Origin of the sequence: Bacteroides sp. L10-4 (assembly GCF_013373675.1) — a bacterium.
Lineage (GTDB): Bacteria > Bacteroidota > Bacteroidia > Bacteroidales > Bacteroidaceae > Bacteroides > Bacteroides muris.
The window spans coordinates 1-15398 of sequence record NZ_JABXJH010000072.1 but is presented as its reverse complement, the minus strand read 5'-3'; the positions used below and the strand labels follow the sequence as shown (position 1 = coordinate 15398).

The window sequence follows — 15398 nt, the reverse complement described above, 5'->3', positions numbered from 1 at the left end:
AGCTCCATGTTGTCTGCGGAATACTTGGTGTTATCCATTCCTTTGACATGACTGCCGCAAGTGTTCATGACCTTCATTATCTCAAGGACGTACGCTGGGAATATCATGATTGCATGATGCTTGGAGATAAAGGCTATCTCTGTGCTGAGATTCAGAAGAATCTCTTTGAGGCAGCAAATATCACTCTTGAAGTTCCATATCGGCTGAATCAGAAAAACTGGCATCCGCTTACATGGGCATACAAGAGATTCCGTAAACGTATCGAAACGATATTTTCCCAGCTCAACGACAATCTTATGATGATACGAAACTACGCAAAACAATCCTGCGGTCTTTTCACCCGCATAGCAGGCAAAATAGCAGCAATGACGTTCATGCAATATGTCAATTTCGTTAATCATCGTCCGATTGGGCGGATAAAATATTCTCTAATTTAATTCAACCAACAGGTATTGTATAGTAAATAATATTATTTTATTAACCTTTTTTATTTATATTATGAAATATTTCAAAAGAAATGGTTTCGTGGCATTGGTATCAATGTTATCATTGACAGCTTATGCAGGGGATAGTTTACCTCTTTCTGTGGCTGTATCGGAGACAAAAGAGTTTATTCAAGTATCTGGACATGGTATAGATACTTCTAACGTGATTCAACAAAAGAGGATAATACAAGGAACGGTTTTGGAAGAAGGAACGAATGAACCTCTTATTGGAGTGAATGTTGTTGTTAAAGGAACTACTATCGGTACCACGACTGATATTGATGGAAAATACTCTATAAAAATACCTTCTGATAAGGCTATATTAGTCTTTTCTTATATTGGTCAAAAAACGGAAGAATATTCGGTTAAAGGCTTAAACTTTTTGAATGTTATCATGAAGAGTGATGCTACAATGTTGTCAGAAGTTGTGGTATACACTGGTTATATGACACAGAAGAAAGCGGATTTGACAGGTTCTGTTGCAATGGCAAATGCGAGTGATTTAAAGAAAAATGCTTCTGCCAATGCCATGAAGTCATTACAAGGAAAGATGGCTGGTGTGCATATCACTACAAATGGTGGTAATCCTGCTGAAGGAACTACGGTGCAGATTCGTGGATTGTCTTCTCTTTCGGGAGGAGTTAAGCCTTTAATTGTTTTGGATGGTATGCCTACTGAAAATTTGAATCTTCGTGATATAAATTCTGGTGATATTGAATCTATTCAAGTTTTGAAAGATGCAGCATCTGCCTCTATTTATGGTGCAAGAGCTTCCGGTGGTGTTATTTTGATTCAGACAAAAAAGGGTCAAGCAGGTAAGACAAACATTGAGTATAATGGTAGTGTTTCTATCAATACTGTATTGAACAAACCTACTTTGATGAATGCTGAACAATATGGTAGAGCAGCATTCCAAGCTCAAGCTTATGATGAAAGAGTATATGGTACTTCTATTTCTTTGCCTTCAGCGTATAATTATACATGGCATAGAGGTGATAATGGAATAGCTGTTTTGGACGAGGTTAAAGTTGCTGAATACCTTAATGCAGACCAAACTGTAAGAGGAAGTAATACAGATTGGATGGGAGAAATTTTTCAGACTGCTATTTCCCATAATCATCAGTTGACCATTTCTAATGGTTCTGAGAAATCCAAAAGCTTGTTCTCGTTGGGTTATTTCAATAATGAAGGTACACAGATACATACATTCTTCAGACAATATTCGATACGTGCTAATACTGAATATAGTTTGATAAAAAATCATTTGAAAGTTGGTGAAAATCTTGCAGTATCTTATTTGCAGTATAGAGACCAAAGTGAAACATGGTGGGCGATGATTAATCCTCCTGCCTCTCCTGTATATGATGAAAATGGTGGATGGGCTGGTGCTCCGGGTTTTGATGATTTTACCAACCCTGTTCGATTATTGACAATGAATAAGGATAATATCAATAATTATGTGAAGATTATTGGTAATATTTTCCTCGATTTGAATATTTGGAAAGGCATTTCGGCAAGAACCCAGTTCGGTCTTGATTATGGCAATGCTTATAATCGTGCTGTTGATGGTGTTTGGTCGGAAACTGGAGGAAGAAATAGCGATGGAGAAAACTATGTAGGCAGTTATCAATCACATCCGTTGAGTTATGTATGGACTAACACTTTGTCATATACATTGAGTACTGGTAAACACAATTTGGATGTTGTGTTGGGTACTGAGGCAACCAGATTCGTTCAAGAAGGATTTTCTGCAAGAAGAGAAGGTATTTATTTGGAAGATAGAGATTTTGCACATATTGGTGTAACTACCGGAGAGAAATATAACTTAGGTAGTTCTGCAGATGAATATACCTATTTCTCTTTGTTTGGTAAGGCCAACTATGTTTATAACGGAAAGTACTTGCTGTCTGCTACCGTTCGCCGTGACGGTTCTTCTTTATTCGGTGAGAATAACCGTTATGCTACTTTCCCTGCTTTCTCCGTTGGTTGGAGAATCAAGGATGAAGCTTTTATGGAAGATTTTGACTTTCTGTCCGATCTTAAATTACGTGCTAGCTGGGGAGCAAACGGAAGTGTGCAAGGTCTTCCGAGAGGATATACTACCACTCCGTTTACAACAGATTATTTTGGAACATCTTATCCTATTCAGGGTAATGAGAGCGGTCCCTTGTATTCCGGTTATAACAGAACTTGGCTTGGTAATCCTGACTTGAAGTGGGAAACTACTACGCAGACGGATTTGGCTGTCGACTTCGGATTTTTCAACCAACGTCTTACAGGTTCTTTAGGATACTATTTCAAGAAGACAAAGGATATTCTTGTACAGACTCCTTATATTGCTGTGATGGGAGAAGGTGGAGAACCTTGGATTAATGGTGCAAATATGAATAATCAAGGTCTTGAATTTGAAGTTAGTTTTAGGAATGACCCAAGTGCCGAATTTCAGTATACTATTTCAGCAAATATAGGTACTTATAAGACGAAATTGACAGAGCTTCCTGAAAACGTAATTAATAAATATCCGGGAGATGGTGTCCGTGACTTCGTTATTGGTAGGTCTCCCAATGTATTTTATGGTCTTGTAGCTGATGGAATTTTCAAGACACAAGAGGAAGTGGATAACCATGCTGAACAACCAGGAAAAGCTATTGGTCGAATTCGTTATAAAGATTTGGATGGTGATGGTCGTGTAGATGAATTGACTGACAGAACGTATATCGGAACAGCCGATCCAGATTTCTTTGGAGGAATCACTTTCGATTTCAAATATCGTAATTTTGATTTGAATATGTTTTTCCAAGGTGTGTTTGGTAATCAGGTAAGTAATGATTGGAAGCGTCAGAGTGATTTTTGGCATATATCAGGTTCCGTTCCTGTCGGAAAAAATCATCCGACTAGATTATTGGATGCTTGGTCGTTTGACAATCCTGATTCAGATATTCCGGCGATGACAAATGTTATGACCAATAATGAACAGAGAATGTCTACTTATTATATAGAAGATGGTTCTTACTTGAAGTTGAGAAATATAGAATTGGGTTATACTTTTCCTGCTAAAATCACCAACAAGATGATGATGAAAAATTTGAGAGTATATGCTTCTGCAAGAAACGTATTTACTTTGAAGAAATTCTGGGGAGATGACCAATTTACAAGTTTTGACCCGGAAATGTCTGGTTATGGATATTTGACTCCATTCACAATGACTTTCGGACTTAATGTTACATTTTAATTAAAAAAACACAATGAAAAAGTTTATATCATCATTATTGATTTTAACCGCTACATTCGGCTTGACCGGATGTGAGGATTTCCTACAAGTAAATCCCAAACAAGTTTTGGATGAGAACTTGCTTGTTAGACCAAGTGATATGGAAGGCTTTGTAACAGCTGCTTATGCAAGAATGACAGATATTCCGTCTTGGGATTCACCATTCTCACCTTGGTGGTCTGGTTCTCTTCGTTCTGATGACTCTTATAAAGGAGGAGGAGGCGTCTGGGACGGCGGCGATGGATGGGGATATATGGAAACCTTTGTGAATTTGACTCCTAATGGCTGGCCTATTGATTACCCTTGGTATGTTTCTTATCAAGTTATCCAAAGATGTAATACTGCAATCCAGAAAATGCAGCCGATTTCTGAAGAAGATTTTCCAGTAAAGAACAGTCGAATGGGTGAGATGCTGTTTCTTCGCGGATTTACTCATTTCAGACTGAAAGAGTTCTTCAAATATATACCTTACATGGATGAAACTATAACAGGTACTTCTGCAGATTTTGAGGCTGTACCGAATAGGGACAAGAACTATCCGAATGATCAGTATCTGTGGGAGAGAATTCTTAAGGATTTCAAGGATGCAGAGTCATATCTTCCAGAAGTACAGATAGATAAAGGAAGAGTCAATAAGAATGCGGCAACGGCAATGGTTGCAAGAACATTGATGTTTATGGCTTATGAGCAAGATGAGAGACATCAGGTGATTAATGTAAACAAAGAACGGCTGAATGAAGCTTTGATTTATCTGAACAAGTTGACGGAACAAGAAGGTAAAGCTTTGGACTTATGTAGCAATTTTGGTGAGAATTTCATGATTGAGTCTGATAACAATACGAAAGAATCCATTTGGGAGATTCAGTATTCTATCAATGATAATAGTTCTACTGGGGGTAAAATCAATAGAAGTGAAGGACTGAATCATCCGTGGAATTGGGGAGGTTTTCAGTGTTGTGGTTTCCATCATGCAAGCTATACAATGGGTAATGCTTTCAAGACTGGTGAAAATGGATTACCGTTGTTTGATACCTATAATGATGATTGCTATGGTGATTACATAAAGAAAGCCGATGGTTCGGATGATATTACACTTGTAGATGCCGGTAATAAGGCTTTCTTCGACCGCTACACTTTCGACCCTCGTTTCAGTCATACGATATGTGCACCCGGACAGCCTTGGAAGTATGACCCTTATTTGATTTTTGAGGCTCGTGGTATTCGTAATGGTGTTGAGTATGGTTATTTGAAATCTGTGAAGGAATTACCGCATCCTAATTGTGACTGTTTGCTGTACGATGGTTGGCAGTTTAACTCTATGAACAAGAGATTAATCAGATATGATGAAGTGATACTATGGAAAGCAGAAGTCCTAATTCAATTGGACAGACAAGATGAAGCTTTGCCTTTGATTAATAAAATTCGTCAGCGTGCCGCCAATAGTCTTGAGAATCTGAAAACTGCGGATGGAAGCTATATTCTGAACTACAAATGTGAGTTGTATAAACCTGGTGTGAATTGTACATGGACCAAAGAATTTGCATGGAAGGCCATGGAATGGGAAAACCGTCTTGAACTAGCTTGTGAAGGACGCCGTTTCTTCGACTTGCAGCGTTGGGGAACTCTGGAGAAAACGATGAATGCTTATTTTGCAGTGGAAAGAAATAGATTTGACTGGATGAATATAGCACGCTTTACTGCTGGTAGAGATGAATTCTTCCCCATATCACAGGCTCAGATGAAGTGGGCAAAAGGTAATTATACACAAAATCCGGGATATTAATATTAAACTTTTAGAATTATGATTATGAAAAATATAGTAAGAATATGCATGGTAATATTTACTTGTTTATTGTTTACTGGTTGTTACGACAGAGATGTTGTAGGCAGTAAAGGAACACATTATATTTTGCCTAAAGTGGAAAACCTTGATTATTCAGTACAAGGGAATACAGTGAAGTTGACATGGCAAATTCCAGATAATATACCTGATGAGTTTTTGAGGCCTCTTGAAGTAAGTATTCAGAAAGTGGAGAATGACATCTATAGAGATGTGATAACCATTGGTAATGAAGGGACATTTGCCGAAGGCATTGCAATCGATGCGAATAAAAGGTACAGATTCGTTGTAAAATTGGTAGGAAACTTGACAGACGAAGTTGTAGAAACCGGAATATCCAGCAGAATATACTCCGAAGGTCAGGTAATTGACATTCAATAATTAAAGTTTGCTGTATCATAGATGCAGTCCGGTATTTCTATGCTTCCCGTGTACTGCATCTATAGATACAGTAAACTGACTTAAAACAGACGCTATGAAAAATATTCTATTTATGGTTCTTTCTTTCTCTATATTCTTGTTGTTTTCTTGTTCGGATAAAGAGGAAAATGAGCCTTTTATACCAGTTGATGAGATTATCTCTGCGAAAACTTTTCTGATTCCAAATAAAGACACGAAGGTTGTTTCAACGATTCTGAATTTTAAGAATATAGATGCCATAGATTATCTGATGGTTCGAAAAAGTGGAGGAAATAGTTATTCAGTCAAAATAGATAGAAATGAGTTAACTGCAGATTATGTATTTAATTATGTGGTTCAGAAGACGGATCCCCAGAATTTTAGATTGATATTGGTAGCAGTTTATAAAGATGGAAACAAATCGAATGACCTTTCTTTGAATGTGGATAACCGTTGGGGATTCTTTATCCGAAGCGTCAGTCGTACTGCTCGTGTAACTGGTAGTTCTATGGACGGAGAAAACTTCCCAAACCCTAATAATACTGCGACAAAATGGAATGTAGGAGGAACAGATCTTGGCATTATTTGGGAGATGCAGCCCGGAAAATATGGAATTTTCTTTGGTGATACTTTTGGGTATGACTTTAAGCCTAATCCGGCTAATCCTGGACCTAACGGAGGGAGTTGGCGTAGTAATGTGCTGGCTTTCTCGGAGGATAATGATTTAGAAGATGGATTGTCATTCAGTAATATGGCTACTGATGATAAAGGGTATGCCCGCGAGATAGTATATGGAGGAAAAGATTCGTCAGGTAATGGTGATTGGACTTCTATCCCAACAGCTGCTATTCGTGCTAATGGAATAGATTATGTGCATTATTTTAATATGAGAAATTGGACGGGATGGATTACAAATTATTCGGGAATATATAAGTCGGTTGATAATGGTTTGACATGGGCTAAATGTAAAGATATAACCTTCTCATCTTATAGTTTTTTTGGCCAGGTAGGGTACTTTAAAAAAGATGGATATGTTTATATGATAGGTACTCAAACGGGGAGGGATAGCAATGCTAAATTAGCACGATTTCATGAAACAGATATTGAGAATAAGACAGCTTATGAATATTGGAATGCTTTTACTAATCAATGGATAAAAGGCAATGAAAATGAGGCAACAGTATTAATAGAAGATAAGGTTGGTGAACTTTCTTTTATATATAACGAGACACATAAGAAATGGATAATTGCTTATTTCAATGCAGATAGATATAATATAACTATGCGTACGGCAGAAGACATAACTGGCCCATGGAGTGAACCCTATGAGCTTGCTAATGGTAGAGAGTATGCCCAATTGTATGGTTCTTACATTCATCCGTTGTCGGTAACTGGTGATAATTTATATTTTACGATGTCAATGTGGATGCCTTATAATGTTTTTTTAATGAAGGCTGAATTGGCTGATATGGGAGAGTTTTAATTATATTGATAAATATAATATCATGAACACACGCACATTAATTATAACTTTTGTTTGGATGATAATGTCCAACATAGGCATCTGTGCTCAAGAGCATTGGGATGCACAAGAGAGAATTGAGTTGAATAAGGGTGTTTTTCCGAAAAATTTTAGTAAAGCTATTGATGCTATACAGTATGATTTATTAGGAATTGAGAGAGGAAAAAGCCATGTGAAAGTGATAGATAACAACACTTTGTACATAAACCTTTCTTTTTCGCTTAAAAACTCTGTTCAACAAGGTGATTGGCGTATAGCCGTAAAGCCGGATTTTTTACCTTCATTCCATTGGGCGCCACATCTTACCCCTACTGATAGAAATGTCATCGATCAACATGTATTCCGTTCTCCTGCCCTTATTGTAGCAGACGATCATCAAACTCTTATTCTTATCCCCGATTTGGATATTATGCAGAAGGGGACTCCTGTACGATGGTATATGGATATGGACGCATCCTCTAATACACTTATTCTCGGAATGTGCAATAACCATGTATCCGAACACGTTCTGTTTGAGCGTGATCAAGAAACTACTTATCCAAAAGGAGATATTGAAATAGGCTTTTATTTGATGTATTCTGATAGCAAGGAAGTATTGCGGAATCCTTTCAAGAAGCCGTTAGAATTTATGTGGAGTCGATGGGGGCATACTGCATATGTGAAAGGTAATCCGGTGAAGGAGAGCCTGGAAAAGTATGTGCAACATACTTATAATTGGGCTTTTAATTCATGGTCAGAAAATGTGTGGCAGCAATTTGAGTTAGATGGAAACAAAGTGGGTGCTCCCGTATTCATTGTGAATGTTACACAAAGTCCCAATTATCCGGGAGAGATTAATGAACGTGAATTTCGTTCTATCTGGAATCAGGCATGGTTCAGTTCATTGCGTTCTGCAAGTGGGTTATATCGATATGCAAGAAGAACCGGTAATAGGGAGCTTTTTGCAAAAGCAAATTTGACAAAAGAACTGGCTCTGTCATTTCCGCAGAGGAATGGTTTTTTCTATGGACTTATCGGTACGGAAATGCATGAAGTAGAGATTGATGGTAAAAAGTATAATCGGAGCAAGGGGTGGAATACCTATTATTGGGGAAATTCCAACAGAAACCCTTATACTTGGAATCCGAAAGAATCTCCGTATCATATTCTTGATATGAGTTGGACAGCATTGTTGATGCTTCGGTGGTATGATGAATTAGAAAAAGATGCCCGTCTTTTGGCTTATGCAGAAGATTATGCGATGGCTTTACTTGGAATACAGTATGAAAATGGTTTTTTCCCTGGCTGGCTTGACTTAAAGACAATGCAGCCGATGAACCATTTAAATGCTTCTCCTGAAACATCTTTATCAGTTACTTTTTTACTTAAACTGTATGAGCTTACACATAAGGAAGAGTATAAACGGGCAGCATTTAGAGCTATGAATGCAGTTATCCATGAAATTATTCCGGTTGGGAAGTGGGAAGACTTTGAAACCTATTGGTCTTGTTCTCGTTACGGTTCGGATAACTTGGTAGGTAAAAAAGTTTTGCGGAACAATATGCATAAACAGAATAATTTTTCAATGTTCTGGACAGCTGAAGCCTTACTGGAGTGCTATCGTCTTACCTCAAATAAAGAATATCTTGATTATGGACAGCGTACACTTGATGAATTGCTGATGACCCAAGCGTCGTGGCAGCCGCCATACATGTATGTAAATGTATTGGGTGGTTTTGGTGTGTTGAATGCCGATGGTGAATGGAATGATTCACGCGAAAGTCTTTTTTCCGAACTCATCATTCAATATGGAAAACTTCTTGATAAGCCAGAGTATATAGAACGGGGATATGCTGCACTTAAGGCATCTTTTGTAATGATGTATTGTACTGAAAATCCTCAAACCAAACAGCAATGGGAAAAAGTTCATCCGTTCTTTGCTTCAGAGGATTATGGATTCATGATGGAAAATTACGGGCATGGCGGCCGTACAAATCCGGCAGGTGAAGGTATGGGTGAGTTTACAATCTATGATTGGGGAAATGGAGCAGCGGCTGAAGCGTACAACCGCATCCTTGATAAATTTGGAAAAATAGAAAAATGATTCGTTAACATTAATAATTCAACTATGGTAAGATCAACTTTAACTTTATTGGCCCTATTCAATGTGACTATGCTGTTTCCGGGTAAAGCGATGTCCCGGAACAGTGAAGAACGGGAGTTTAATGGTAAGTATCAAAAGGAATATCTGGACAAGATTGCATTTCCTATAGGGGGAATCGGTGCCGGAATGTTCTGTTTGGAAGGAACCGGTGCCATTTCTCATGTGTCTCTCAGGCACCATCCAGACGTGATGAATGAGCCGTATACCTTTGCCGCGATTTATGTAAAGGGTGTTGAAAACGGGGCAAAGGTATTGGAAAGGCAGGTTCCAACGTGGAAGTGGTTTGGTCCTGCACAGAGTGGTCTGGGTAGGGGAGACAAGACGTATGGTCTTCCCCGCTTTGAGGAGGCGGTTTTCCAGACACGTTTTCCTTTTGCGACTATTGATTTAAGAGACAAGGATATGCCTTTGGTGGCAAAGATTACGGGTTGGAGTCCTTTTATCCCGACGGATGCGGACAATTCCAGCTTGCCGGTTGGAGTACTGGAATATCAGTTTGCAAACACTTCCGGTAAGGCTATCGAGACGGTATTTTCTTATAATACCAAAAATTTCATTGATGGTCAGGGTACTATCCGAGGAGTAAAGAACGGGTTTGTTTTAGAATCCGATCAGAACAACAGTGGGCTAGCTATTTATGTGGACAATGCTGCTGCTGTTGTAGACCATTGTTGGTTCCGTGGTGCCTGGTTCGATCCGCAGACTGTGGTTTGGGATAATATTCGCTATGGGCGGATCGCTGATAAGCAGCCGGTTAAGGGTGTTGTTCCGGGAGCGTCTGTTTATGTTCCGCTGACGTTGCAGCCGGGAGAGACAAAAACAGTCAAGGTAAACTTCTGCTGGTATCTGCCCGATTCAAACCTTTCTATCGGTGGTGCCAGAAAGGTAGGACAGGCATTTACGGGGATGCCCTGCAAGGGAACGGCTTCCGGTCAGCAACCTGTGAGCGGCTTTGTCGGCAAGCAGTTGCTGAACTCGTTCGATAAGGGTGGAGATGGACTGACGGGTATTATTCAGTCTCCTGAATTCAATATTGGGAAAAGATATCTGAAGTTTCTGGTAGGTGGAGGCAGTCAGGCTGACCGTACTTCTGTAAATCTTGTAGTAGACGGAAAGATTGTAGAGACGGCGGTCGGAAATCAGACGGAGACTCTGAGTGAAACCGTATGGGATTTGAAACCTTATCAAGGAAAGAAGGCTTTTGTGAAAGTCATTGATTTGGATGTTTACCCGTGGGGACATATTCTGGCCGACCAGTTTGTGTTGACAGACAATAGGAATGAAGATATTTACAACTTGTCTTCTATATCCACCTTACTTGCCGATTTTGAAAGTAACAGTTGGGGAGACTGGCAGGTTGTGGATTCTTCTGAAGAAGAAAAACAATTCCTGGCAGATGAAGGAGATGTCGAAGCTACCTACAGACCTTGGTACTCGGAGCGTTTCAAGAGTTTGAATGAGGTTATCGGCTATTGGGATGCAAATCAGGCGATGCTGGAAAAGAACAGCCGGCTGTTCAGTGATGCATTCTATAGTTCCTCTTTGCCGGCAGAAGTACTGGAGGCTGTTGCTGCTAATTTAACTATATTGAAATCTCCTACGGTATTGCGTCAATGGGATGGAAGATTTTGGGCTTGGGAAGGATGCCAGGATTCTTTTGGCTCTTGTCACGGAAGTTGTACGCATGTGTGGAACTATGCACAGGCTTTGCCCCATTTGTTCCCGTCTTTGGAAAGAACCTTGCGTGAAACGGAATTCAGGGTAAGCCAGAATACGGAAGGACACCAGAATTTTAGAGTCAACTTGCCTATTTCGGCACCGCCTCACAACTTCCATGCTGCTGCCGACGGACAGTTGGGCGGGATTATGAAAGTTTACCGTGAATGGCGTATCAGCGGGGATACACAGTGGATGAAAGACCTTTTCCCGGCAGTGAAAAAGAGTCTTGACTATTGCATCCGTACATGGGACCCCTTGCATAAGGGCTATCTTGAAGAGCCGCACCACAATACTTATGACATCGAGTTCTGGGGACCGGACGGCATGTGTACAAGTTTCTATTTGGGAGCTTTGACTGCGTTTATAGAGATGGGCAAGGAGCTGAAGCAACCCGTTAAGGAATATACGGCCCTGCTGTCAAAAGGCAAGAAATACATGGAAACTGCACTCTTCGATGGAGAATATTTCATACAGAAAATTCAGTGGGAAGGGCTTCAGGCTCCCAATCCGGTTGATGTAATGTCTTTCGGGGGAAGTTATTCCGAAGAGGCCCTGAAATTGCTGAAGGAAGAAGGACCGAAATACCAATACGGTACCGGTTGTCTGTCCGATGGAATTTTAGGGATGTGGATGGCTTCCGTATGCGGACTGGATGAAGTGCTGGACAATGAAAAGGTCAGGAGCCATCTGGTGGCCGTACACAAATACAATCTGAAACATGACTTGGTAGACCATTTCAATCCTCAAAGGCCGGTGTATGCTTGTGGTAAGGATGGCGGATTATTGCTTTGCACATGGCCGAAGGGTGGTATGCTGTCACTGCCTTTTGTATACAGCAATGAAGTCTGGACCGGTATCGAATATCAGGTTGCCAGTCATTTGATGATGAAAGGTGAGGTGGAAAAGGGCTTGGATATTGTCCGTGAATGCCGTAAGAGATATGATGGAAGAGTAAGAAACCCGTTCAATGAGATAGAGTGCGGCCACTGGTATGCACGTGCCATGGCAAGCTATGGAATGTTGCAGGGGCTTACAGGAGTGTGGTATGATGCTGTTGACAAAACCATGTACATCGATTCTAAGATTGGTGATTTCAAAAGTTTCATCAGTACTGATACCGGTTTCGGAACTATTGAATGGAAAGCAGGAAAGCCTGTGTTGAACGTGGTTTATGGCAACATTGATGTGAAACGCTATAATGTTTCAGGCAAGATTGTGGATTGAGGTCAATTAGGATAGGGATGTACAATCAAAGACAGATTAAGATGACAGAGAAGAAGAAACTTCTTGTTTTGTGTGTTGCATTATTTTGTTTTATAGCTGTTTCTGCACAGCAGAGAATGTCTGTATCGTCTCCTGACGGAAAACTTAGATTTTCTCTGAAAGTAACGCCGGAGAGTGTTTCATATGACATCGACTATAGGAAGCAGTCTCTTATAGCAAATTCTTTACTTGGTTTCAGCTTTGATAGCGGAGAGTTCGGAAGGAATCTTAAAGCAGGAAAGGTGCAGCGTAAAAAGATTGATGAGACATACAAGCTTATTGTCGGCAAGACAAGTAGTGTACGTAGCCGTTGCAATGAAATGACCGTTCCCATGCAGGAACGGTCAGATTCCGGCCGTCTGATAAACCTGGTTGTAAGGGCATTCGATGACGGGATAGCATTCAGATATGAATTTCCGGAACAGAAAGCATGGGATTCATACGTGATGTATGATGAAAGGACACAGTTCAACTTGCAAGGAAACCCGATGGCGTTGCTCATGTACCTGCCCGGGTATGTGAATACACACGAAGGGGTATACAGTCATGTAAGATATGACAAGGTGGCAAGGAAAAGGCTGATAGAGATGCCGGCGACATTCGAGTTCGACAACGGGGTGGCAGTGGCTATAACTGAAGCGGCCATAAGGGACTATGCGGGAATGTACCTGGTGAAGGAGAAGGGTGGACTGGTGGGAAAGCTCTCGCCAAAACTGGGGCAGGAGAAGATAAAGGTCGAGACAGACAGTTTCCCGCACCGTACCCCGTGGCGCGTAATCTCCGTTGCAGACCGGGTGGGAGGATTGCTGGAGACGAATATACTAACAAGCCTGAACGAGCCCTGCAGGATTGAAGACACTTCATGGATTAAGCCTTGCAGGACCACGTTCACATGGTGGAACGGGAATGTCGTGCCGGACAGCACGTTCTCTCCGGGAAACAACTTCGATACAAACAAGTACTACATCGATTTTGCAGAACGCAATGGCTTGGATGCACATGGAATCTACGGATATGCAGAGACTCCTTGGTACTATGATGACAACTTCAATTTCGGATGGGCGGGACCCAATGCGGACGTTACAAAACCGATACCGTGCCTGAACATGCCGAGAATTGTGGAATATGCAAGGAGCAAGGGGGTTGGCATACATCTGTGGGTACACTGGAGACCGTTGTACGACAAACTCGAAGAAGCCTTTGCGCTCTATGAGGGATGGGGGGTCAGGGGACTCATGGTGGACTTCATGGACCGCAATGACCAAGAGATGATACGCATTCAAGAAGAGATACTGGAATGTGCGGCAAGACACAGACTGTTCATACAGTTCCATGGGTCGAGCAAGCCTTCCGGACTGGTAAGGACGTATCCGAATGAATTCACACGGGAAGGGACACTCAACTATGAAGTATGCAAATGGGACACGCTGGTGAATGCGGACCATGACATTGCGATACCCTTCACCAGGATGCTGGCGGGAGCGACGGACTATCACCTGGGAGGGTTCAGGGCACTGCCGCGCTCGGAGTTCAAGATACAGTATGTAAATCCTCATGTAATGAGCACGCGCTGCCATATGTTGGCCATGTATGTGGTTTTGGAAAACCATCTTACCTCGTTGTGCGATACGCCAAAGGCTTATGAAGGTCAACCGGGGTTCGAGGTGCTCCGTACCGTGCTGGGAACGTGGGATGAGATAAGAGTTCCGCTGGCAAGGATGAATGAGCATGTCACGGTGGCCCGCAGGAGCGGTTCGGACTGGTGGGTAGGCTCGCTGAACAACGGTACGGAAAGGGATCTGAAATTGGAATTGGACTTCCTTAGTGAGGGGGACTACCAGGCAACGATCTATACCGATGCGGAGGATGTGGAGCGGAATCCAAACAATCTGGACAGACAGGTACGGAAAGTTACAAGGAAGGATATCATTGAACTGAATCTGGCAAAGGATGGAGGAGCGCTATTACATATCAGAAGGTTATAAGGGTGATGTTTATCAGTTGAAATTGTATTTCAATCAGTTGTTGTTTGTTAGGATAAGAAGATTGTTCCAGGATAATATTTTTAATCAATGGATTTATAGCATGAACAGAAGAAATTTTATAAGGAGAGTGGGCCTTTTGGGGGCAGGATATGCGCTGAATAAAAACTTGATGTTTGCGAATTCAGGCGTAGCTTCGACAGCTACCTCTTTTTCGTCGTTTCCAACAGTAAGGAAGCCTATATCGGAAAGGAACTTCAAAAGTCCTGCCATTGAAAAGGCCATTGCTACTTTTAAACAGAAGGTCAAGAATGAAGAACTGGGCTGGCTGTTTGGGAATTGTTTTCCGAATACGTTGGACACAACCGTTTTTTATTCAGAAAAGGATGGCCGACCGGATACATATGTGATTACCGGTGATATTGATGCCATGTGGTTAAGGGATAGTTCTGCCCAAGTATATCCGTATTTGGATTTCATGTCTGAAGATAAGAACCTGCAGAAACTGATAATTGGCGTTATCAATAAGCAGACTTCCTTTATATTGAAGGATCCGTATGCCAATGCCTTTTATGATGATGATACGAAGTATACAAGGTGGAACAGCGATCATACGGAGATGAAACCGGGTATTCACGAACGTAAGTCATTAGTGTCCAATAAAAATGGACGAGTTAAAAAATTAATCAAATAGTCCTTCAAAAAGGGGATAATCGAGTTCTTTGATATCGTTGAAATCAGTCTTATCGAACAGGTCACGTAAGTTCGTTTTGT

The 15398-nt window shown here is 41.0% G+C and carries 9 protein-coding genes; all 9 read left to right on the top strand.

All coding sequences use genetic code 11. The features are described from left to right. The coding region (locus HU824_RS17255; protein WP_176469505.1) for a transposase at positions 1-437 on the top strand (437 nt) is incomplete at its 5' end. A gap of 61 nt (positions 438-498) precedes the next feature. Then, positions 499-3717, top strand: a complete 3219-nt coding sequence (locus HU824_RS17250; protein WP_176469504.1) for a TonB-dependent receptor — start codon at positions 499-501, stop codon at positions 3715-3717. A 13-nt stretch (positions 3718-3730) separates the two neighbouring features. Next, positions 3731-5539 carry a RagB/SusD family nutrient uptake outer membrane protein gene (locus tag HU824_RS17245; protein WP_176469503.1) on the top strand — a complete coding sequence of 603 codons (1809 nt, stop codon included), beginning with the start codon at positions 3731-3733 and terminating at the stop codon, positions 5537-5539. Between the two features lie 24 nt (positions 5540-5563). Then, a complete protein-coding gene (locus HU824_RS17240; protein WP_225982630.1) occupies positions 5564-5977 on the top strand; it encodes a DUF4945 domain-containing protein in 414 nt (137 codons plus the stop codon). A gap of 94 nt (positions 5978-6071) precedes the next feature. After that, entirely contained in the window at positions 6072-7478 is a 1407-nt protein-coding gene (locus HU824_RS17235) for a DUF4185 domain-containing protein (RefSeq protein ID WP_136008805.1), read from the top strand. Positions 7479-7500: 22 nt separating this feature from the next. Further along, positions 7501-9600, top strand: a complete 2100-nt coding sequence (locus tag HU824_RS17230; RefSeq protein ID WP_176469502.1) for a hypothetical protein — start codon at positions 7501-7503, stop codon at positions 9598-9600. A 90-nt stretch (positions 9601-9690) separates the two neighbouring features. Continuing rightward, positions 9691-12603 (top strand): GH116 family glycosyl hydrolase, encoded by a 2913-nt coding sequence (locus tag HU824_RS17225; protein WP_176469506.1) that lies wholly within the window; start codon positions 9691-9693, stop codon positions 12601-12603. A gap of 41 nt (positions 12604-12644) precedes the next feature. Continuing rightward, positions 12645-14627, top strand: coding sequence for a glycoside hydrolase family 97 protein (locus tag HU824_RS17220; protein ID WP_176469501.1), 1983 nt, complete (start codon positions 12645-12647; stop codon positions 14625-14627). Beyond that, entirely contained in the window at positions 14593-15318 is a 726-nt protein-coding gene (locus HU824_RS17215) for a glycoside hydrolase family 125 protein (RefSeq protein WP_255260555.1), read from the top strand. Before HU824_RS17220 ends, HU824_RS17215 begins: the two co-directional genes overlap by 35 nt. Positions 15319-15398 lie beyond the last annotated feature (80 nt).